At 69.7% G+C, this 21,284-nt stretch carries 20 protein-coding genes and 2 pseudogenes; 12 read left to right on the forward strand and 10 right to left on the reverse strand.

Features of this window, described 5'->3' with window-relative positions:
• Positions 1-79: 79 nt before the first annotated feature.
• Positions 80-1,264 (forward strand): nicotinate phosphoribosyltransferase, encoded by a 1,185-nt coding sequence (pncB, locus tag G4Q83_RS21180; protein ID WP_128421757.1) that lies wholly within the window; start codon positions 80-82, stop codon positions 1,262-1,264.
• A gap of 155 nt (positions 1,265-1,419) precedes the next feature.
• Here the strand turns inward: pncB and G4Q83_RS21185 are convergent, their stop codons facing one another.
• The 5 genes and pseudogenes from G4Q83_RS21185 to G4Q83_RS21205 form a co-directional block, all read right to left on the reverse strand.
• Entirely contained in the window at positions 1,420-1,566 is a 147-nt protein-coding gene (locus tag G4Q83_RS21185; protein WP_158255077.1) for a hypothetical protein, read from the reverse strand.
• A gap of 100 nt (positions 1,567-1,666) precedes the next feature.
• Entirely contained in the window at positions 1,667-1,852 is a 186-nt protein-coding gene (locus G4Q83_RS24920) for an IS3 family transposase (RefSeq protein ID WP_185817229.1), read from the reverse strand.
• Between the two features lie 77 nt (positions 1,853-1,929).
• Positions 1,930-2,784 (reverse strand): annotated as a pseudogene (locus G4Q83_RS21195) (IS3 family transposase); the annotation flags it as partial.
• 881 nt (positions 2,785-3,665) lie between these two features.
• Positions 3,666-4,022 carry a hypothetical protein gene (locus tag G4Q83_RS21200; protein WP_128421626.1) on the reverse strand — a complete coding sequence of 119 codons (357 nt, stop codon included), beginning with the start codon at positions 4,020-4,022 and terminating at the stop codon, positions 3,666-3,668.
• Complete coding sequence (locus G4Q83_RS21205) at positions 4,019-4,951, reverse strand: hypothetical protein (RefSeq protein WP_128421625.1); 933 nt, start codon at positions 4,949-4,951, stop codon at positions 4,019-4,021. Before G4Q83_RS21205 ends, G4Q83_RS21200 begins: the two co-directional genes overlap by 4 nt.
• 184 nt (positions 4,952-5,135) lie before the next feature.
• Between G4Q83_RS21205 and prmA the strand changes: the two genes are divergently transcribed.
• Complete coding sequence (gene prmA, locus G4Q83_RS21210) at positions 5,136-6,056, forward strand: 50S ribosomal protein L11 methyltransferase (RefSeq protein WP_128421624.1); 921 nt, start codon at positions 5,136-5,138, stop codon at positions 6,054-6,056.
• Positions 6,057-6,111: 55 nt separating this feature from the next.
• Here prmA and G4Q83_RS21215 read toward each other — a convergent pair whose 3' ends face one another.
• A complete protein-coding gene (locus G4Q83_RS21215; protein ID WP_128421623.1) occupies positions 6,112-6,579 on the reverse strand; it encodes a hypothetical protein in 468 nt (155 codons plus the stop codon).
• A 167-nt stretch (positions 6,580-6,746) separates the two neighbouring features.
• Between G4Q83_RS21215 and G4Q83_RS21220 the strand changes: the two genes are divergently transcribed.
• From G4Q83_RS21220 to G4Q83_RS21245, 6 genes are all read left to right on the forward strand, one after another.
• A complete protein-coding gene (locus tag G4Q83_RS21220; protein WP_128421622.1) occupies positions 6,747-7,115 on the forward strand; it encodes a helix-turn-helix transcriptional regulator in 369 nt (122 codons plus the stop codon).
• 424 nt (positions 7,116-7,539) lie between these two features.
• On the forward strand, positions 7,540-8,070 hold the full coding sequence (locus G4Q83_RS24925; RefSeq protein WP_386272672.1) for a DUF3426 domain-containing protein: 531 nt from the start codon (positions 7,540-7,542) through the stop codon (positions 8,068-8,070).
• 115 nt (positions 8,071-8,185) lie between these two features.
• On the forward strand, positions 8,186-8,458 hold the full coding sequence (fis, locus tag G4Q83_RS21230) for a DNA-binding transcriptional regulator Fis (RefSeq protein WP_128421621.1): 273 nt from the start codon (positions 8,186-8,188) through the stop codon (positions 8,456-8,458).
• A 267-nt stretch (positions 8,459-8,725) separates the two neighbouring features.
• Positions 8,726-10,312, forward strand: a complete 1,587-nt coding sequence (purH, locus tag G4Q83_RS21235) for a bifunctional phosphoribosylaminoimidazolecarboxamide formyltransferase/IMP cyclohydrolase (RefSeq protein WP_128421620.1) — start codon at positions 8,726-8,728, stop codon at positions 10,310-10,312.
• Between the two features lie 267 nt (positions 10,313-10,579).
• Positions 10,580-11,869: a phosphoribosylamine--glycine ligase gene (gene purD, locus G4Q83_RS21240; protein WP_128421619.1), complete on the forward strand. Its 1,290-nt coding sequence runs from the start codon at positions 10,580-10,582 to the stop codon at positions 11,867-11,869.
• A 96-nt stretch (positions 11,870-11,965) separates the two neighbouring features.
• Positions 11,966-12,349 (forward strand): hypothetical protein, encoded by a 384-nt coding sequence (locus G4Q83_RS21245; RefSeq protein ID WP_128421618.1) that lies wholly within the window; start codon positions 11,966-11,968, stop codon positions 12,347-12,349.
• A 24-nt stretch (positions 12,350-12,373) separates the two neighbouring features.
• Here G4Q83_RS21245 and G4Q83_RS21250 read toward each other — a convergent pair whose 3' ends face one another.
• Positions 12,374-14,098, reverse strand: a complete 1,725-nt coding sequence (locus tag G4Q83_RS21250; RefSeq protein WP_128421914.1) for an IlvD/Edd family dehydratase — start codon at positions 14,096-14,098, stop codon at positions 12,374-12,376.
• Positions 14,099-14,272: 174 nt separating this feature from the next.
• On the opposite strand from G4Q83_RS21250, the gene G4Q83_RS21255 reads away from it, so the two are divergent.
• A complete protein-coding gene (locus G4Q83_RS21255; protein WP_128421915.1) occupies positions 14,273-15,070 on the forward strand; it encodes an SDR family NAD(P)-dependent oxidoreductase in 798 nt (265 codons plus the stop codon).
• A gap of 77 nt (positions 15,071-15,147) precedes the next feature.
• Here the strand turns inward: G4Q83_RS21255 and G4Q83_RS23870 are convergent.
• From G4Q83_RS23870 to G4Q83_RS21270, 3 genes and pseudogenes are all read right to left on the reverse strand, one after another.
• Positions 15,148-15,576, reverse strand: a pseudogene (locus tag G4Q83_RS23870) (hemagglutinin repeat-containing protein); the annotation flags it as partial.
• A gap of 55 nt (positions 15,577-15,631) precedes the next feature.
• Positions 15,632-16,395, reverse strand: a protein-coding gene (locus tag G4Q83_RS21265) for an IS5 family transposase (protein ID WP_246432165.1) whose coding sequence is annotated in 2 segments (ribosomal slippage) — positions 15,632-16,080 and positions 16,080-16,395 — 765 coding nt in all. Because the reading frame shifts where the segments join, the coding sequence is not laid out codon by codon here.
• 153 nt (positions 16,396-16,548) lie between these two features.
• On the reverse strand, positions 16,549-17,547 hold the full coding sequence (locus G4Q83_RS21270) for a LysR family transcriptional regulator (protein WP_128421994.1): 999 nt from the start codon (positions 17,545-17,547) through the stop codon (positions 16,549-16,551).
• Positions 17,548-17,700: 153 nt separating this feature from the next.
• Between G4Q83_RS21270 and araD1 the strand changes: the two genes are divergently transcribed.
• The 3 genes from araD1 to G4Q83_RS21285 all read left to right on the forward strand — a co-directional run bounded on the left by araD1 (position 17,701) and on the right by G4Q83_RS21285 (position 21,272).
• Positions 17,701-18,708: an AraD1 family protein gene (gene araD1 / locus G4Q83_RS21275; protein ID WP_128421895.1), complete on the forward strand. Its 1,008-nt coding sequence runs from the start codon at positions 17,701-17,703 to the stop codon at positions 18,706-18,708.
• Between the two features lie 34 nt (positions 18,709-18,742).
• Positions 18,743-20,182: an aldehyde dehydrogenase family protein gene (locus G4Q83_RS21280; RefSeq protein ID WP_128421896.1), complete on the forward strand. Its 1,440-nt coding sequence runs from the start codon at positions 18,743-18,745 to the stop codon at positions 20,180-20,182.
• Positions 20,183-20,279: 97 nt separating this feature from the next.
• Entirely contained in the window at positions 20,280-21,272 is a 993-nt protein-coding gene (locus G4Q83_RS21285; RefSeq protein ID WP_128421897.1) for an ABC transporter substrate-binding protein, read from the forward strand.
• The last annotated feature ends 12 nt before the right edge of the window (positions 21,273-21,284 follow it).

Raw genomic sequence — 21,284 nt, forward strand, 5'->3', positions numbered from 1 at the left:
ATCGGCAAGGCCGGTCGCGGCCCAAGCCGCCCCTGCAGAGAGAGGCGGGGCTTGCGACACGGTGGCGCATAATCGCGCGATGATCATCGATTCGCTGCTCGACACCGACCTCTACAAGTTCACCATGATGCAGGCGGTGCTGCACCAGCATCCCGGCGCGCAGGTGGAGTACCGCTTCAAGTGCCGCACACCGGGCATCGACCTGGCGCAGTTCCTGGAGCAGATCTCCGCCGAGATCGATGCGCTGTGCACGCTGCGCTTCCGCGACGAGGAACTGGACTACCTGCGCGGGTTGCGCTTCATCAAGCCGGACTTCGTCGATTTCCTGGGGTTGTTCCACCTCGATCGCAAGTATCTGCAGCTGAGCGCCTCGGCCACGGTGCCGGGCGAGATCGAACTGGACATCCGCGGGCCGTGGTTGCACACGATCCTGTTCGAGGTGCCGCTGCTGGCGATCGTCAACGAGGTCTGGTTCCGCAACACCGGCGGCGACGACCACGCTGAGGGTCTGCGCCGGCTGCAAACGAAGATCGCGCTGCTGCGCGACAGCAGCGGCTACGGCGGCTGCGCGATCGCCGACTACGGGACCCGCCGCCGCTACTCGCGGGCCTGGCATGGCGAACTGTTGCCGACGCTGCAGCAGGCCCTGGGAGCGCAGTTCGTCGGCACCAGCAACGTGTCCTTCGCCTACCGCTACGGACTGACCCCGCTGGGCACGATGGCCCACGAGTACCTGCAAGCGTTCCAGGCGCTGGGCCCGCGCTTGCGCGACGCACAGGCCGCCGCGCTGGAATCGTGGGCGCGCGAGTACCGCGGCGACCTGGGCATCGCCCTGTCCGATGTGGTCGGACTGGACGCCTTCCTGCGCGACTTCGACCTGTACTTCTGCAAGCTGTTCGACGGCATGCGCCACGACTCCGGCGATCCGTTCGAATGGGGCGAGCGCGTGCTGACGCACCTGCAGCGGCATCGGGTCGATCCGCGCAGCAAGATCCTGGTGTTCAGCGACGGCCTGGACATCGACAAGGTGATGCGGCTGTACGCGCATTTCCACGGCCGTTGCATGCTCGCCTTCGGCATCGGCACGCACCTGACCAACGACCTGGGGCCGGCGCCGCTGCAGATCGTGATCAAGATGGTCCGCTGCAACGGCCAGCCGGTGGCCAAGCTCAGCGACTCGCCGGGCAAGGACCTGTGCGACGACCCCGCCTACCTGGCCTACCTGCGCCAGGTCTTCGACGTGGCCGCCGACCGCCGATCCTGAGCCGTGGGCTGGCCGACTTCCCGGCCCGTGGCTCTGCACGGGGCGGCTGGGTATCTGCAACCCAGGCGCAGGCCCGCGGCAGCCCGGGCCGCCGGCACGCGCTGCCGTGCGCGCGGGCCGAGTGATCCCGCAGGAGGGGCTTCATCCCATAAGTGCTAACTGAAAATATCGAACAGCGCGTGCTGCCGATACTGTCTGCGTCCAGGTCGTTCGCGCAGATCGGCGGCAATCCCATTCCAGCCACGCAGGCCATGCGGTCGCGACAGGACCGGATCGATGGCCTGCAGCAGCAGGCGGCGCATCCGCGCGGTCCCGCGCCGGCGGCATCGTCGTGGCGTCTTCGGCACGGGGCAGGAAGCGGCTGAACCTGCCCCCAGAGAACGGACGCCAAGAAGCACGAGGTCAAGCGGCGTGCTTCATTTTCCTGGCGTAGTCGTTGGGCGACAGGTAGCCAAGCGCCGAGTGCAGGCGGGTGGGATTGTAGAAGCCGTGGATGTAGCGGGCGATAGCGGCGTGGGCGGCCGCCTTGGTTTCGTACACGCCGGTCGCCTCTTCGTTCTTGAGCGTGGCGAAGAAGCTCTCGGCCACGGCGTTGTGCCCCGAGGGCAGGCTGCGCGCTCCCAGCCGTTGCCCTTGCGGCTGATGCTGGGCACGAAGCCGTGCGCGGCCAAGGTCTTGCCGAAGTCGCCGCTGGCGTACTGGGCGCCGCGATCGGGGTGGAACAGCACGCCAGCACCGACCGGTGCCACCGACCAGGCGTTGAGGAAGGCTTGCTGGACCAGCGTGTCGGGCAGGCGCTCGGACAAGCTGTAGCCAAGCACTTGCCGGGTGCGCAGGTCGATGACCGTGGCCAGATACAGCCAGCCCTGGCGGGTCGGCAAGCAGGTGATGTCGCCCACCCAGGCCGGCACCGGGTTGTTCACGGCAAACTGCCGATCCAGCCGGTTCCCGGCCACCGGCCGGCCATGCCGGCTGTCGGTGGTGCGCGGCGTGAAGCGGCCCTTGGTCTTGCCGCACAGGCCTTCCTCGCGCATCAGCCGGGCCACGCGCTTATGGCCCACCGCGTGGGCACAGGCGCGCAGCGCCCGCACCATGCGCGGCCGCCCATACGTGCCGCGGCTGCCAGCATGCAGCGTGCGCAGGTCGGCACGCAGGGCCGCCTCGGGGTCCGGGCGATCCCGACGCTGTAGCCAGCCGTGGAAGCCGGAGACCGACACCGCCAGCAGGCGGCACAGCATCCGCAGTGGATAGCGAGCCCGTTCACGTGCGACGAAGGCGTACCTCACTTGGACTCCCTGGCGAAGAACGCCGTCGCTTTTTTTTAGGATCTCGCGCTCCATCTTGAGCGTGGCGTTCTCGGCCCGCAGCCGGGCCAGTTCGCTCTCCATCTCGCTGACCGGCTTGCGGCTGGGAGAGCTCAGCGGCTGGCCGGCTCGGGATGCACCAAGCCAGTTGGCCAGTGTCTTGGCTGACATGTCCAGTTGCCGGGCGGCCTTGGCCGGCCCGATCGACTCAGCCAGGCCGACAGCCTGAGCCTTGAAGTCGTTTGTGTAGCGTCGTCCGTGTAGCGACGACGAGTAATGTGTTGCATGGAAACCTCCAGGATGCGATCAAAGTATCGCTTCCTGGCGTACGTTCCTGCGGGGCAGGTTCAGCCCCGGGCTCGCCGACCACACCGGCGTCGACCCGCTTCACGGCGCGTCCCGCCGCCACCGGCCTGGCCGTCACGGACAGGCGCCCGATCATCGCCTGCCTCATCCAACGCAACCACGGGCCGCTGCCGCGCAGGCGCTTGAGCACGGCCACGTCCGAGACATCGGCCAATCCACCTTGCCCGGCGCGTCGGGCCGTTTCCCGCAGCGAGCCGCCCTGGAGCAGGTGGATCGGCAACATGCGCAAAAGCACCGACGCGCGGGTGCTGCGGCCGCCCCTGCTTTTCATCGCCAGGCCGCGGCGCGGCGCGCCAACCAGAAGGCAGCAGGCGCTCCACCACGGCCCACTCCGGCAGGCCGTCGGGCCGCGTGCCCAGATCCCATCCGTCCTCTTCACCTGCGGTCCCGGATTGCTTGTCTTCCAGCAGGGCGAAAGTCCGCCATGCATGGCAGCGTTCAGTTCGCGCTGATGGGCTGAAGCCCCTCCTACAGGAACTGCGCGCCTCGGCGCGGGGCACAACCCAGCGGGAGCCGGGAGAGCGTGCTGCCGGTCGATCCCGGCAATCCGGGCAGCTATCCCGGCGAAGAGTGCGGGCGGCGGTCGGGACTGAAGCCCCCGACAAGAGCAGCTAGGCTTGCCCCAGGGCGCGCACGGCCCACGGTGGTCATGCGGCAATCGGGATCGGGAGGCTGCCTTTGCGAATCCACGTCTTTCCGCAGCCGCATGGCTGGTCAGCGCAAAATCCCGGCTATTTCCCCTGCTGGGTGCCCGGCACCGGCTCGGCGCCCAGGCTTGAGGTCGGGCTGACGATCATCACCGTCTCGGTGGAGCCATCCGGCCACACGATCTGGAACGTGCTGCCCGGGCTTAGGGTGGAGAACGGCATGCCGCTGCGGGCGCGGTAGATCGCCGCCACCTGCGCGGCGCCGGCGCGGCGCAGGTCGGGGTCGGCGTGCGCGGTGGTCAGCTCGACCTTGGACAGGCCGCGGTAGCGTCGCTCGGTCGTGTCGATCAGCAGCAAGCCGGCCGCCGCCGCCGAATAGGCCACCAGGGCCAGCACCCAGAACCAGAATTTGGCGCCATGCAGCCATCGCCGGTACTTCATGAGCCCGCTCCTGTCGTGTCCGCCAAACGATTGACCATCTCGTTCATCGTATCCCTGCCTTGCCGCGGAACCGCGGCGTCGTAAACAAAGCTGCTGAAATCCTGGGTCGGGTCCTGCGCGCAGATCCCGCCATTGGCGCAGTAGCGGGTCATCAGATCGCTGTCCGGGCCGCAATCCAACCCCAGCCGGCACGCGGCCAGTTGCCAGGCCAGTTCGGTGAAGGCAGTGCCGGCAATGCGCTCGTCGAGGCTGTCGTCGCCGCTGGCGGCCAAGCCCATCGCCGGCGCCAGCGCCACGTAGGCGTCCGGATCGCCGGAGGCGCGCACCCGCTCGATCAGCGTGCGCTTGTAGCCGGCCGACGCTTGCAGCGGCTGCCCCAGTGCCAGCAGCGCCGCTTCCGCGGCCAGGCTGCCGCCGCGCGCGGCACGCAGGCGCTGGGCGAGGATGGCCTGGCGTGTCAGGCCGTCGCCAGGCACGAAGCCGGCGCAGCGGACGCCGACCCGCGCACGCGCCGCGATCATGCGTGCCGCAGCCGGCAGCTGCGCCGTGCCGAGCGCGCGGGTGTCGGCGGCATAGCCGGCCGGGTCCATCGCATAGCCGGCGCAGTAGTCGTAGATACGGCTGAGCAGCCAGGACGCCTCGGCGTCGCCCTGCGCCGTGGCGGCGGACAACCGTTGCGCATAGCGGTACAGGTCGGCGCTGCGCTCGAGCGCGACGCGGCGGTCGGGCGACTGCGGCGGTGCTGCCGCGACAGGCTGCCCGTGCAGGCGCACCGGCGCCGGAAGCGCCTGGGCGGCGTCCACGGGCATGGCCGCCGCCGGCACCGCCGGCGCCGCCGCCAGCACCGTGGCGCGATACGCAACCACGCCGAGCAGCAGCGCAGCCGGCGCCAGCAACAGCCAAGTTGTGCGGGACACGGCGAACGACATGCGCGAAGGCTCGATGAGGCGGCGGCAGACGGCGAGGGCCACCGCTCCAGTTGGAGCTTGTCCCCCGCAATATCGCAGTCTAGCGCAGCCGATGGCCGCCGAGGACGCACGGTGCCGGCCGCTGCCACGGCGCGGCAGCGGTCGTCTAAGATGCGCGGCCATCCCCCCCCCCTGCGCCCGACCGATGCCGTTCCTCGAACTGACTGTGCGCTGCACCGACGCCACCCAGCCCCGCTACGAGCACGCGCTGGAGGACCTCGGCGCGCTGGCGGTCACCCTGCTCGACGCCGAGGCCGACACCGGCAACGAGCGCGCGATCCTGGAACCGGGGGTCGGCGAGACCCCGCTGTGGGGCGCACTGGTGCTCAGCGCGCTGTTCTCCGAGGAGCAGGACCCGCTGCTGCTGCTGGCCGCGCTGGAAGCGTTCGATCCCGGCCTGGACTGGTCGCAGGCGGCGTTGCGCAAGGTCGACGACCAGGACTGGGAGCGCGCCTGGCTGGACCAGTTCCAGCCGCTGCGCTTCGGCGCGCGCACCTTCATCGTGCCGTGGAACCACGCCCTGCCCGAGGACGCGCGCGGCGCCGACGCCGCGGTGGTGCGGCTGGACCCGGGCCTGGCGTTCGGCTCCGGCACCCACCCGACCACCGCGCTGTGCCTGCGCTGGCTGGATGCGCTGGCCGCCAGTGGCGACCTGGCGCAGGCGCGCGTGCTCGACTTCGGCTGCGGCTCCGGGATCCTGGCGCTGGCCGCGCTGAAGCTGGGCGCGGCGGCGGCGGTGGGCGTGGACAACGATCCGCAGGCGCTGCTGGCCACGCACGACAACGCCGCGCGCAACGCGGTCGGCGCGCGCCTGGCGGTGTACCCGCCGGCCGACGAGCCGCCGGCCGCCTATCCGGTGGTGGTTGCCAACATCCTGGCCGCGGCGCTGGACGCGCTGGCGCCGACCCTGGCCGAACGGGTGGCGCCGGGCGGGCGCATCGCCCTGTCCGGGATCCTGCACGGCCAGGAACAGGAGCTGCTGCAGCGCTATGCGCCCTGGTTCGGGCAGCTGCGTACCGAGCAGGACGGCGACTGGGTGCGCATCGACGGCGTCCGCCGCGGATGAGGCCGGCGCCTGCACGTCGCCTCCCGCCGCCGCGGGGCCGGGGCCGCGGCGGCGCTCAGCGGCCCCGCGCCGTGGGGGTGCCGCGGATCGCCGCCGTCAGCAGCGCCGCCTCGGCATGGATCGCCAGCACCCGCGCGCACGGTCGCCAGCCCTGCGCGCGCAGGCGGCGCGCGTGCCAGCGATGGCCGCGCCCCGCCCGCGGCAGCCGCCAGGCCAGTTCCAGCAGCATCCCGAGCAGCACCGGCGCGCCCAGCGCCTGCACCAGGACGGCCCAGGCCGCGGCGTGCGGCAGCAGCCACATTGCCGCCGGCAGCCGTGACGGCGGCGTAGGCGGATACGGCAGCGCGAAGACCTGCCACGACCAGCCGTGCCTGACCGCCCGAAGGCCGCCGCCGGCGTCGGCCCAGATCCGGTAGCGATGCGCGCCGATCCCCGGCGGCGGCCGGCGGCACGCGCGCAGCGGCGCGGGGGTGGAATGACAACGGGGGGCATCGTGCCTGTGCATCGGCGCGTCCTGTTCCATGGCAGCGGGTCCCGGTCGAATGGACTATGCGACGGGCGCCGCGGCGTCTTCGCCGGGCCCACCCGTCGTGGCTGACAGTATCAACAACAAAGGCTCGATTGAAAGACGTACGAACCAACCTGCGCGGTCGACGCGGCTATACCTCGCCTCCCCCTGCGGAGGTGAGCGTGAGAAGCAAGCTGTACGAACGGGTGCGCGAGGCGCGCAAGTTGACCCACCTGACCCAGGAAGCGCTGGCACTGGATCTGGCGGTGACCCGCAGCGCCGTGGCGCAGTGGGAGATGGCCGGCGGCACCGCGCCGGCGGTGGAGCACCTGATCGCCCTGGCCCGCCGCAGCGGGATGACCTTCGAATATCTGGCCACCGGCCGCGGCGAACGCGTGTTCGGCGAACCCCTGTCCCTCGCCGAGGAAGCCGCGCACTACCGGCAGCTGTCCGACCAGCAGGCGCGCCTGCTCGAAGGCTTCGAGAAACTGAGCCCGCGCCAGCGCGTCGGGCTGCTGGACCTGATCGGCGCCGGCAAGAACCGGCGCTGAGCGCGGCGCCGCGACATCCGAACGGCGTGCGCGGCGTGCTGGAGCCGCTTTCGGCACATCCGTCGGCGCTGCAGCCCACGCCGGCGCGTGCTTGAATAGCGCTCTCGTCGCCGTCGCCTCGCGCATGCCCGATCCCGCCCCGCCCCGCCCCAGCCTCGCGACCCTGCTGCGCCAGCCCGAGCGGCCGGCACCGGAGCAGGCCGCTGCCGCCGTGCCAGCGGACGCCGGTGCGGGCGCGGCCGGCGCAACCGAGGCCAGCGGCACGGACGGCCCCGCTGCGCCCCGCAGCGACGCCACGCCGGCGTCCATCCCGGCGCCGCTCGTCGCTGCGGCCCGCTCCCCCGCGCCTGCCGCGTCCGAGCGCGGCACGGCCGACATCGTCGCCGCGCCAGCGGCCCCGGCGCCAATCGCCCTGCCAGCCGGCGTGACAACGGCCCTCCCCGCGCCCAGCTTCATGCAACGCGGCGCCGCGCGGCGGCCGCGGCCGCGCGCCGCGCCCTGGCAGTGGATCGCGCTGGCCGGGCTGGGCCTGTCGCTGGCGGTGCAGATCCTGGTCGCCGACCGCCAACGGCTGGGCGCCAACGCACGCTGGCGGCCATGGGTAGCCGGCGTCTGCCTGGTCCTGCGCTGCAGCCTGCCGCCGTGGCGCGAGCCGGGCGCGTTCACCATGCTCAGCCGCGAAGTGCGGCCGCTGCCCGGCCGCACCGGCACGCTGCAGATCCAGGCCACGTTCCGCAACGACGCGCGCTGGGCGCAGGCCTGGCCGCTGCTGCAGCTGTCGCTGGCCGACGCCGACGGCCGCACCGTGGGCAGTCGCGTGCTGCGCCCGGAGGAGTATCTGGGCCGCAACCGCCCCGACGCGGCGACACTGGCGCCCGGGCAGAGCGCGCAGGCGACGTTCCAGGTGCGCGAGCCGGCGGCGGGAACCGCGGCATTCAGTTTCGACTTCCACTGAGACGCGGCGGCGCCGCGATCCACCATGGCAGCCAGGCAGGCCACGCGCTAGACTCGTCCCCCCTGCGCCGGCCTCCAGCCTTCCGGCGCCGCCGTCATCCGTGGACCCGCCGAATTTGAACGCCGCCACCACTCGTCCTGACTCCAGTCGCGGCGCGCCGAAGCCGCCTCTGCGCGAACACGTGGCGCAGTCCGTGCGCCGCTATCTACGCGACCTCAATGGCTGCGATGCAGACGACATGTACGAGATCGTGCTGCGCGAAATGGAGATCCCGCTGTTCGTGGAAGTGCTCAACCACTGCGAAGGCAACCAGAGCCGCGCCGCGGCGATGCTCGGCATCCATCGCGCCACCTTGCGCAAGAAGCTCAAGGAATACGGGTTGGCCTGAGCCACGCCCAGCCGGCGCAGGTTGTGCCAAGCGAGCCGGCGAAAAGATCGCCGGGGCCCGGCGCAAGCGCAGGCGTCTGGCAGCCGCCGATCGCCGGTTTCGGGCAGGAGCGGCATCAGTGGCGGCGCACGGCGACGCCGGCCGCGCAGCTTGCGCAACGAGGCGTTTCGGTGCGCGGAGCGCACCCGTTGCGCGGGAGTGTGGGTCCATGCCGGCGCGCGGCAGCCTACAATGCCGGCGACTCCGCTGCGATGCGTGCCCTGCCTCATGTCCTCCGATTTCCTGCCCGTGCGCCGGGCATTGCTGTCCGTTTCCGACAAGACCGGCCTGGTCGACCTGGCCCGCGCGCTGGCCGCGCGCGGCGTGGAACTGCTGTCCACCGGTGGCACCGCCAAGGCGATCCGCGAGGCCGGCCTGGCGGTCGGGGACGTGGCCGAGCTGACCGGCTTCCCGGAGATGATGGACGGCCGGGTCAAGACCCTGCACCCGATGGTGCACGGCGGCCTGCTCGGCCGCGCCGGCACCGACGATGCAGTGATGGCCACGCACGGCATCGCGCCGATCGACCTGCTGGTGCTGAACCTGTATCCGTTCGAGACGGTCACCGCGCGCGCCGACTGCACGCTGGCCGAGGCGGTGGAGAACATCGACATCGGCGGACCGGCGATGCTGCGCTCGGCGGCCAAGAACTTCGCGCGGGTGGCGGTGGCCACCGCGCCCGACCAGTACGCCGCGCTGCTGGCCGAACTGGACGCCCACGACGGCGCCCTGTCGGCGGCCACGCGCTTCGCGCTGTCGGTGGCCGCGTTCAACCGCGTCGCCCAGTACGATGCGGCGATCAGCAACTATCTCTCGGCGGTGGTCGATCCCGCGCAGGACGTGCCGGTGCGCGCCGCGTTCCCGGCGCAGGCCAACGGCAGCTTCGTCAAGGTGATGGACCTGCGCTACGGCGAGAATCCGCACCAGCGCGCGGCGTTCTACCGCGACCTGCGCCCGGTGCCCGGATCGCTGGCGACGTCCGAGCAGCTGCAGGGCAAGGCGCTGAGCTACAACAACATCGCCGACAGCGACGCGGCGTGGGAATGCGTGCGCCAGTTCGAGGCGCCGGCGTGCGTCATCGTCAAGCACGCCAACCCTTGCGGCGTGGCGGTCGGCGCGGGCTGCGGCGACGCCTACGACCTGGCCTACGCGACCGACCCGACCAGCGCCTTCGGCGGCATCCTCGCCTTCAACTGCACGCTGGACGCAGCCACCGCCCAGGTCATCCTGGAGCGCCAGTTCGTCGAGGTGCTGATCGCGCCGCACTACGCGGACGGCGCGCTGGAGTACGCGCGGAAGAAAGCCAACGTGCGCGTGCTGCGCATTGCGCTCGCACCGGTTTCCAGCGGCTTCATCGACACAAGGCGGATTGGTTCGGGCCTGCTGATGCAGAGCGCCGACGACCGCGTGGTGACACGCGAAGAATTGAAGGTGGTCACCCGGCTGGCGCCGAGCGAGGCGCAGTTCGCCGACCTGCTGTTCGCGTGGAAGGTGGCCAAGTACGTCAAGTCCAACGCCATCGTCTACGCCAAGGACCACCGCACCATCGGCGTCGGCGCCGGGCAGATGAGCCGGGTGTATTCGGCGCGCATCGCCGGGATCAAGGCCGCCGACGCGGACCTGGTGGTGGAAGGCTCGGTGATGGCCTCCGACGCGTTCTTCCCGTTCCGCGACGGCATCGACGCGGCCGCGGCGGCCGGCATCAAGGCGGTGATCCAGCCCGGCGGCTCGATGCGCGACGGCGAAGTGATCGCCGCGGCCGACGAGCATGGCATCGCCATGGTGTTCACCGGCGTGCGGCATTTCAGGCATTGAGGAGCGTCGATCCGGGCACGGCCGCTGTAGGCGGAACTTTTACAATGCCTGCCCGTTGATCGCTCGTAGAAGATGTTTAGCTTGTCTGGTCAGACCTCTACAGGAACTGGCCATGACAGGAAATCGCAAGCTCCGTTGCACCGACCATCGCGGCAATCCCACCGAAACCACCGAGAAGATACGCAGACTCGAAGTCTGGCTCGGTTTTCTCAAGTGGCTGCTCTGGTTGGTATTCCTCATCCTTATTGGCATGGACAATTCGCCCCCATGAAACTGCTCGTCATCGGCTCCGGCGGCCGCGAACACGCCTTGTCCTGGAAGCTCGCTCAATCCCCGCGCGTCAGCGAAGTGCTGGTCGCCCCGGGCAATGCCGGCACCGCCATTGAAACCAAGTGCCGCAACGTGGCGGTCAAGGTCGACGACCTCGACGGGCTGCTGGCGCTGGCCCAGGCCGAAGACGTCACGCTGACCGTGGTCGGCCCGGAAGTGCCGCTGGTGCTGGGCGTGGTCGATCGCTTCCGCGCCGCCGGGCTGCGCATCTTCGGACCCACCGCCGCGGCCGCGCAGCTGGAAGGCAGCAAGGCGTTCGCCAAGCAGTTCCTCAAACGCCACGGCATCCCGACCGCGTTCTACGAAGTGCATACCGAGGTGGATGCGGCGCTGGCCTACGTGCGCAGCAAAGGCGCGCCGATCGTGGTCAAGGCCGACGGCCTGGCCGCCGGCAAGGGCGTGATCGTGGCGATGACCCCGGCCGAGGCCGAGGCCGCGGTGCGCGACATGCTCTCCGGCAACGCCTTCGGCGATGCCGGCGCGCGCGTGGTGATCGAGGAATTCCTCGATGGCGAGGAGGCCAGCTTCATTTCCATGGTCGATGGCGCCAGCGCGTTGCCGATGGCCACCAGCCAGGACCACAAGCGCGTCGGCGACGGCGACACCGGCCCCAACACCGGCGGCATGGGCGCGTATTCGCCGGCGCCGGTGGTGACGCCGGACGTGCATGCGCGGGTGATGCGCGAGGTGGTCAACCCCACCGTGCAGGGCATGCTCGCCGACGGCGTGCCGTTCACCGGCTTCCTGTATGCCGGCTTGATGATCGACGCCAGCGGCGCGCCGAAGGTGATCGAATTCAACGTGCGCTTCGGCGACCCGGAGACGCAGCCGGTGCTGCTGCGCCTGCAATCGGACCTGGTGGAGCTGCTGGAGGCGGCGCTGGACGGCCGCCTGGACCAGGTTCAGGCGCAGTGGGATCCGTACACATCGCTAGGCGTGGTGCTGGCGGCCGCGCCATATCCCGACACGCCGGTCACCGGCGAGCCGATCGACGGCCTGGACGCGGTGCCGGCCAGTGCCAAGGTGTTCCATGCCGGCACCGTGCTGGACGCGCAGGGCCGCGTGCTCAGCGCCGGCGGCCGCGTGCTGTGCGTGGCCGCGCTGGGCGACAGCGTGTCCGAGGCGCAACGCCACGCCTATGCCGGCGTGGCCAAGATCCATTGGGCCAGCGAATTTCACCGCAGCGACATCGGCTGGCGCGCGATCGCGCGCGAACGCGGCGAATAGGCCGCACGGCGGCACTCACTGCAGAAGCGACTTCAGGGCACCGCTAAAAACCCCTGCTTCGGCAGCATAGGGCCAAAAGACGACGGAGGCCCAGCGATGATCCGCTTGTTTGCCGCACACGAACGCGAGTCCAAGCGCCAGCAGATAGGCGATCGGCTGGCGCTGTTGTCGCGGCATATCGATTTCGCGGCGATCGCCCAGGCGGTGGACGCGAAGCTATCGCTGGGGACCGGCACTCGTGGCGTGCCGCCCGGCCTGGCCGACGCTGGTGATGATCAAGCTGCTGCTGTTGAACCGCCGCGGGATTCCAGGAGGCTCCAACTGTTGAGAGGATGGCGTCATGAGCAAGCCAGTGAAGTATTCCCCCGGACGTGCCGGTCGGCCACCGCCGCTGCCGCGGTCGGCGGTGCCGGGCGGGACCCATGTCCGGGGTTGCGCGCCGTGCCGCAGGCAGCGCATCTGCATGCACCGCCGGCGTGAGTGCCGGGCGATGGCCTGCGCGATTCAGTGCGAATCGCGGCCCACGCGGTCGCCGCTGCCGCCGACCAGGAAATCCAGGTCGGCGCCCAGGTGGGCCTGCTGCACGTGCTCCACGTACAGCTTGCTCCAGCCGCGCTCGGGGGGCGGCAGCGGGGTCCATTGGCTGCGCCGGCGCAGCAGTTCCTCGTCGCTGACCTCCAGGTGCAGCGAGCGCCCGGGCACGTCCAGTTCGATGATGTCGCCGTCGCGCACCAGCGCCAGGGCGCCGCCGGTGGCGGCCTCGGGGGAGGCGTGCAGGACCACGGTGCCGTAGGCGGTGCCGCTCATGCGCGCGTCGGAGATGCGCACCATGTCGGTGACGCCGGCGCGCAGCAGCTTCGGCGGCAGCGGCATGTTGCCGACCTCGGCCATGCCCGGGTAGCCGCGCGGGCCGCAGTTTTTCAGCACCATGATGCAGTCGGCGTCGATGTCCAGGGCCGCGTCGTCGATGCGCGCCTTCATGTCCTCGATGCTCTCGAACACCACCGCGCGGCCGCGGTGCCGCAGCAGGTGCGGCGAGGCGGCCGAGGGCTTGATCACCGCGCCGTCGGGGGCGAGGTTGCCGCGCAGCACGGCGATGCCGGCGTGTTCGCGGAACGGGGTGTCCAGCGCATGGATCACCTCGCGGTTCCAGCACGGCGCCTGCGCCACGTTCTGGCCGAGGGTGCGGCCGTTGACGGTGGGGGCGTCCAGGTCCAGTTCGGCGCCGAGTTCGCGCATCACCGCCGGCAGCCCGCCGGCGTAGTAGAAGTCTTCCATCAGGTACTGGCCGGACGGTTTCAGGTTGACCAGGCATGGCAGCCGCGAGCCCAGTTGGTCCCAGTCGTCCAGGCGCAGCGGCACGCCCAGGCGCCCGGCGATGGCCAGCAGGTGGATCACCGCGTTGGTGGAGCCGCCGATCGCGGCGTTGACCTTGATCGCGTTCTCGAACGCGCGCCGGGTCAGCACCTGCGACATGCGCAGGTCCTCCTCGACCATCTGCACGATGCGCCGGCCGCTGAGCCGCGCCAGCCGCGCGCGGCGCGCATCGACGGCGGGGATGGCCGCGCTCTCCGGCAGCGACAGGCCCAGCGCTTCGACCATGCTGGCCATGGTCGAGGCGGTGCCCATGGTCATGCAGCTGCCCTTGGAGCGCTGCATGCAGGCTTCGGCCTCGACGAACTCGTCCTGGGTCAGGGTGCCGGCGCGGACCATCTCCGACATCTGGATCACGCCGGTGCCCGAGCCCAGCGGCTGCCCGCGCCAGTTGCCCGACAGCGACGGGCCGCCGGACAGGCCGATGGTCGGCAGGTCCACGCTGGCCGCGCCCATCAGCAGCGAGGGGGTGGTCTTGTCGCAACCCATCAGCAGCACCACGCCGTCCAGCGGATTGGCGCGGATCGACTCCTCCACGTCCATGCTGGCCAGGTTGCGGAACAGCATCGCGGTGGGCCGCATTTGCGTCTCGCCCAGCGACATCACCGGGAATTCCAGTGGGAACCCGCCGGCCTCGTAGACGCCGCGCTTCACGTGCTCGGCGAGTTCGCGCAGGTGGCCGTTGCACGGGGTCAGCTCCGACCAGGTGTTGCAGATGCCGATCACCGGGCGCCCGTCGAACATGTCGTGCGGGTGGCCTGCGCTCTTGAGCCAGCTGCGGTAGTAGAACCCTTGCTTGCCTTCGCGCCCGAACCACGCCTGGCTGCGGCGGACCGGTTTGGTGGGTGAGCCCATGCTGGCGGAATCCTCGCGTCCTGGTCGGCCCGGAGCGGTGCCTGCGCAACCGGGCCCGGGGACTTTACGTTGGCGATGCTAGCGGGCATATTGATACATGAAAAATAACAAATATCTGCCAAAAGATATTCTTTTTCGTATGTAGAATACCTCTCCACCTAGAGCGAAACGGCTATGGACAACTCGGCAAGTGTGGCCCCTCCCCGCACCGGCAATGCAACCTACGGCAGCCTGCACGGGCGCCGCGTCTTCATCACCGGCGGCGGCTCGGGCATCGGCGCGGCCCTGGTCGAGGCGTTCGCCGGACAGGGCGCGCAGGTCGCCTTCATCGACATCGCCGAACAGGCCAGCGCGGCGCTGGCCGAGCGGCTGGCCGCGGCCGGCCTGGGCCGGCCGTGGTGGCGCCGCTGCGACGTCACCGATGTGCCCGCGCTGCAGGCGGCGCTGGGCGAGGCCGCTGCCGCGCTGGGCGATTTCCACGTGCTGCTCAACAATGTCGGCAGCGACGACCGGCATACGCTGGAGGCGGTGACCCCGGCGTACTGGGATCACCGCGTGGCGATCAACCAGCGCGCCGCGTTCTTCGCCATCCAGGCGGCGGTGCCGGGCATGCAGCGGCTCGGCGGCGGCTCGATCATCAACCTCGGTTCCACCGGCTGGCAGACCAAGACCGGCGGCTATCCGGTCTACGCCACCGCCAAGTCCTCGGTGAACGGGCTGACCCGCGGCTTGGCGCGCGAACTGGGCGCGACGCGGATCCGCATCAACGTGCTGACTCCGGGTTGGGTGATGACCGAGCGCCAGATCGCGCTGTGGCTGGACGAGGCCGGCGAGCGCGAACTGGCGCGCAACCAGTGCCTGCCGGACAAGGTGATGCCCGAGGACATCGCGCGCATGGCGCTGTTCCTGGCCTCGGACGAATCGCGCGCGATCACTGCGCAGGAATTCGTGGTGGACGCGGGCTGGAGCTGAGCGGCGGCGGCGAATTTGTCTTTGCTGGCGTAGGTGCGGGTGTCCTGCAGGCTCTGGATGTTGAGGTCGCCGCCGATGGCGGCGCGCACCGTGTCGGCGGAGAGGACGGCGCCTTTGAGCGTGGTGTCGTGGCCGCTGATGATGGTGGCGGCGTGGCCTGCCGACAGGTGGCTGTTGCGCTGGGTGACCTCCATGCCGTCGGCCTTGCCGTGGGCGCCGCTGGCGCTGGCGGTGAGGCCGGCGGCGGCGCCGCCGGCACCATAGGTGACCGCCACGCCCACTGCCGCGCTCTTGCTCTTGCTGGTGCTGTGCTGCTCGACGGTGTTCTGTGCCGCTTCCAGGGTGATGTCGTGGTCGGCGGCCAGCAGCAGGGTGTTGCCAGCCTTGACGTCGCTGCCGCGTACCAGAGTGTGCCGCCGACGGTGAGTCTGAGCAGCTGATCGCCGCTGGCGGTCAGTTGGCCGCCAGCGGTTTGGAAGTTGAGTCTGCCCATCAATGACTTGCAAGCGCCTTGGTCAAGATTTTGGGGTTACTAGAGGTTCCCTTAAATACTAGGGCCTGTTAACACATCCGAAGCCCATCAACGACCAGGACGAAGCTGAGGAATCCAAGGAACATGGCATCCAGCTTCTCGAAGCGCGAGAAAATCCGGCGGTAGCCTTTCAGGCGACGGAACAGTCTCTCCACCTCGTTGCGCCGCTTGTACATCTCCCGGTTGTATTCCCAAGGCTCGACCCGATTGGATTTCGGCGGGACCACCGGCACGAAGCCAAGATCGAGCGCCAACTGGCGGGTTTGGTTGCCTTCGTAGGCACGGTCCATCAACAAATGAATCGGCCGCTCCACTGGCCCCAGGTGTTCAAGCAACGTGCGGCCTGCAGGTGCGTCATGCACGTTACCAGGCGTCAATCCAAAGGTGATGGCTGTTCGAGCATCTGCGGCAACCATATGAATCTTGGTGTTCCATCCACCGCGGGACTTGCCGACGGCCTGCGGACCGTTTTTTTTAATGCGCCCGTGCCATCGGGATGCACCTTGATGCTGGTGGAGTCCAGCGAGATTGCTTCGATTTTGATGCGCACGATCTGGGACTTCTGCAATTGGGCCAACATCCGGTCCAGCACACCCGCCTTGGCCCAGCGGTTCATGCGTGTGTACACCGTGTGCCAGTTGCCAAAGCGCTTGGGCAGGCCGCGCCATTTGCAGCCATGCTCGGCAACGTAAAGGATGGCGTTGACCACTTGCAGGTTGGTCATGCTGACATTGCCGCGCTGTGCCGGCAGGCAGTGTTCGATTAGGGAAAATTGTGCTGGCGTGATCTCCATGCCCGATAGTTTAAACGCTCGGGCCATTAGTGTTAACAGGCCTTAGTTTATCTCCGAAAAATTCAGTAATGCTTGACCGATTACAGCGTGTAGGCCAGAAAATTGGTGCAATTTGGCGCTTTCCACGCGTGCGGGTCTGTGTGGCGGACGGCCTCATTGATGCGTTCGCGCATCCGTCGGTGCCAGCGCATCCCCGGCCGGTGCGACATAGCCGTACACGGGCCCGGCCGCGTCCTTTAGTGCCTGCAGCATGATCCGCGCGCCCGGCGACAGCAGCCAGTCGGTGCGGGTGATGATGCCGAACGAGTCCATCCGGCACGACAGGTGCACCGGCACGATGGCCACGCTGCCGTGGTCGGCGAAATGCCGGGCCACGTCCACCGGCACCACCGCCAGGTAGTCGCCGTGGCGCAGCATCTGCGGCAGCACCACCAGCGCGGAGGTCTCGACGACCCGCTTGGGCGCCTCCAGTCCGGCGTTCTGGAACATCAGTTCGAAGCGGTGGCGCAGCACGCTGCCGTCCGGCGGCACGATCCAGCCGGCGGCGGCCAGTTCGCGCAGCGAGGGCTGCGGCAGCGCCAGGATCGGATGGCCGGGGCGGGCGATCGCGCAGACGTCTTCCTCGGCCAGGGCCCGGTAGTGCAGGTTGCGCTTGTCGTGGCGCGCGAACAGCCGCGCCACCAGGAGGTCGAGCTTGTTCTGCGCCAGTTGCTCCAGCAGCACGTCGCTGCTGTCCACGCGCAGGGCCACGCGCAGCAGCGGGTGTTGTGTGGTGACCTGGGCCAGGGCGGCCGGCAGCAGGGCCATCGCTGGCCCGGCGATGGCGCCGACGCTGACGCTGCCGAAGTGGCCGGCCTTCAGCGCCTGGATCTCGGCGCCGGCCTCGCCCAGGCTGGACAGTGCGATGCGCGCGTGGCGGATCATCGTCTGGCCGTACCAGGTCGGGCGCATGCCGCGCGGCATGCGCTCGAACAGGGGCACGGCCATCATGTCCTCCAGGTCCTTCAGCAGCTTGGAGGCGGCCGGCTGCGACATGTTCAGGGTCTCGGCGGCGCGGTGGATGTTACCTTCTTCCTCGATCGCCAGCAGCAGCATCAATTGCCGGGTCTTCAGTCGGGCGCGGACGAACCAGGGCGTGGCGGTGGTGGGCATGGCGGCCGATGCATATTAATGTTGGTATACATTAATCTAAAAACGATATTTGTTGTATATAGGTCATCCGGCCAGAATAGGAGCCGCATCCGAGGCTGCGGGGTGGTCCCGTTGCCGCGCCGCTCTTAGCGCATTCCGACAGGCGACCGATTCATGCGACTGATCCAACTGCTCGACGATGGCGGCCTTCCCTGCGTGGGGGTGGTGGAGGCGTCCGGGACCCAGGTGCGCGTGCTGCGCGAGGTTGGTTCGATCTATGCGCTGGCCAACGCCGCGCTCGCCGCCGGCACCACGCTGGACGCTTACGCCACGCGCCAGCGCGGCGACAGCGTGCTCGACTACGCCGACCTGCTGGGCAGCGGCCGCGTGCTGTCGCCGCTGACCCATCCGGACCCGGCGCACTGTCGTGTCACCGGCACCGGCCTGACCCACCTGGGCAGCGCTGCGGCCCGCGATGCGATGCACCAGCAGCTGCAGCAGCAGGCGAGCCTGGGCACGCTCACCGATTCGATGAAGATCTTCCAACTCGGGGTGGAGGGCGGGATTCCGTGCGACGGTCAGCCCGGCGCGCAGCCGGAGTGGTTCTACAAGGGCGACGGCGGCATCCTGGTGGCGCCGGGCGCGCCGCTGCCGTCGCCGGAGTTCGCGCTGGACGGCGGCGAGGAGCCGGAGTTGGTCGGGCTGTACGTGATCGGCGCCGACGGCGTGCCGTACCGGCTCGGCTTCGCGCTGGGCAACGAGTTCTCCGACCACGTCACCGAGCGCCAGAACTACCTGTACCTGGCCCATTCCAAGCTGCGCGCCTGCGCGGTGGGTCCGGAACTGCGCAGTGGCGCGTTGCCGCGCGACCTGCGCGGCAGCAGCCGCATCCGCCGCGGCGATGCGGTGATCTGGGAGAAGCCCTTTGTCACCGGCGAGGCCAACATGTGCCATTCGCTGGCCAATCTGGAGTACCACCATTTCAAGTACGCTGCGCATCGCGTGCCCGGCGACGTGCACCTGCACTTCTTCGGCACCGCCACGCTGAGCTTCGCCGACGGCGTGCAGGCCGAGCCGGGCGACCGTTTCGAGATCGAACTGCCCGCGTTGGGCGCGGCGCTGGTCAACCCGTTGCAGCGGGTGCCGACCGGGTTCGCGCTCGGCGGGGTGCGCGCGCTGTGATCGCCACGCGCCGCCACCACATCAGGAGGACTGCATGAACCAACGTTTCCAGAGCTATATCGACGGCCAGTGGGTGGCCGGTACGGATGCGGCGCCGGACGAGAATCCCTCGGACCTGTCCGCGCCGGTCGGCGAGGTCGGCAGCGTCGACGCCGACGCGGTGCGCGGCGCGATCGCCGCGGCCAATGCGGCGCAGGCCAAGTGGGCGGCGAGCACGCCGCAGCAGCGCGCCGACGCGCTGGACTTGGTCGGCAGCGAGATCCTGGCGCGCAAGCAGGAGCTGGGCACGCTGCTGGCCTGCGAGGAAGGCAAGACGCTGCCGGAGAGCATCGGGGAGGCGGCCCGCGCCGGGCAGATCTTCAAGTTCTTCGCCGGCGAGGCGCTGCGCATTCCCGGGGAGAAGCTCGCCTCCACCCGCCCCGGCGTGGACGTGGAGATCACCCGCGAGCCGGTCGGCACGGTGGGCATCATCGCGCCGTGGAACTTCCCGCTGGCGATCCCGGCGTGGAAGATCGCCCCGGCGCTGGCCTACGGCAACACGGTGGTGTTCAAGCCGGCCGAGATCGTGCCCGGCTGCGCCTGGGCGATCGCCGAGATCCTGAGCCGGGCCGGATTGCCCGATGGCGCGTTCAACCTGGTGATCGGCAGCGGCCGCACCGTCGGCCAGGCGCTGGTCGAGGACCGCGGCATCGACGCGCTGAGTTTCACCGGCTCGGTGCCGACCGGCAACCATCTGCTCAAGCAGGCGGCCGCGCGCGGGCTGAAGATCCAGCTGGAGATGGGCGGCAAGAATCCGCTGGTGGTGCTGGCCGATGCGGACCTGGAGGTGGCGGTGGAGATCGCGGTCAACGGCGCGTACTTCTCCACCGGCCAGCGCTGCACCGCGTCCAGCCGGCTGATCGTGGAGCGCGCGGTGTACGAGGAGTTCGTCGCGCGCGTGAGCAAGCGCCTGGCCACGCTGAAGATCGGCCATGCGCTGAGCCCCGGCATCGACATCGGCCCGGTGGCCAGCGCCAGCCAGTTGGCGCAGGACCGCGACTACGTGCGCATCGCCCAGGAAGAGGGCGCCGAGCTGGTGTACGGCGGCGAGGCGCTGGAGTGCGCGCACCCGGGCCACTACATGCGCCCGGCGCTGCTGGCCGCGCAGCCGCAGCACCGCATCGCGCGCGAGGAAGTGTTCGGTCCGGTCGCGGCGGTGATGCCGGCCGAGGACTACGAACATGCGCTGGCGCTGGCCAACGACACCGAGTTCGGTCTGTGCGCCGGCATCGCCACGCGTTCGCTCAAGCACGCCACGCATTTCAAGCGGCATGCGCAGGCGGGCATGGTGATGGTCAACCTGCCTACCGCCGGGGTCGATCCGCACGTGCCGTTCGGCGGGCGCAAGGCCTCCAGCTACGGCCCGCGCGAGCAGGGCCGCTATGCGGTGGAGTTTTATACGACGGTCAAGACGGCCTATACATTGGCGGGATGAACTGATCGATCCACTCGCGCGCCTGCCTGGGAGGGTGGGCGGCCGCCGCGGCCCGAACGCCGCACGGCCGCCAGCGTGCAACGAACGAGGAGGGGTTATGCAGAAGTCAGGAGTGCGTGCGGCGGTGCTGGGGATGGCGGTGCTGCTGGGTTGGGCGTTGAGCGCGTGTTCCGGCGGGGGCAAGGACGCGGCCGGGAAGGACGCCCCGATCACCGTCGGCTTCAGCCAGGTGGGGGCCGAGAGCGAGTGGCGCACCGCCAACACCGCCTCGGTGAAGCAGGCGATCGAGCAGGCCGGCATGAAGCTGAAGTTCTCCGATGCGCAGCAGAAGCAGGAGAACCAGATCAAGGCGCTGCGTTCGTTCATCGCCCAGCGCGTGGACGTGATCGCGTTCTCGCCGGTGGTCGAGTCCGGCTGGGAGACCGTGCTGCGCGAGGCCAAGGCGGCGAACATCCCGGTGCTGCTGACCGACCGCGCGGTCAAGGTGTCCGACGACAGCCTGTACGTCACCCTGATCGGTTCGGACTTCGTCGAGGAAGGGCGCAAGGCCGGGCGCTGGCTGCTCGAACAGTCGCCGCTGAAGGACGGCGACACGCCGGTGCGCATCGTCGAACTGCAGGGCACGGTGGGCTCGGCGCCGGCGATCGACCGCATGAAGGGCTTCAAGGAGATCATCGCCGCCAACCCGCGCTTCCAGGTGGTGCGCTCGCAGAGCGGGGACTTCACCCGGGCCAAGGGCAAGGAAGTGATGGAGGCGTTCCTGAAGTCGGAAGGGCGCAACATCGACGTGCTGTACGCGCACAACGACGACATGGCGATCGGCGCGATCCAGGCGATCGAGGAAGCCGGGCTGACGCCGGGCAAGGACATCCTGGTGATCTCCATCGACGGGGTGAAGGGCGCGTTCGAGGCGATGCAGGCCGGCAAGCTCAACGTCACCGTGGAATGCAATCCGCTGCTGGGCCCGCAACTGGTGCAGGCGATCGGCGACGTCAAGGCCGGCAAGCCGCTGCCCAAGCGCATCGTGGTCGAGGAGTCGGTCTATACCCAGGAGCAGGCCGCCGCCGAGCTGCCCAAGCGCAAGTACTGACGGGGCGCGGCG

This window comes from Xanthomonas theicola (assembly GCF_014236795.1).
GTDB classification, from domain to species: Bacteria; Pseudomonadota; Gammaproteobacteria; order Xanthomonadales; family Xanthomonadaceae; genus Xanthomonas_A; species Xanthomonas_A theicola.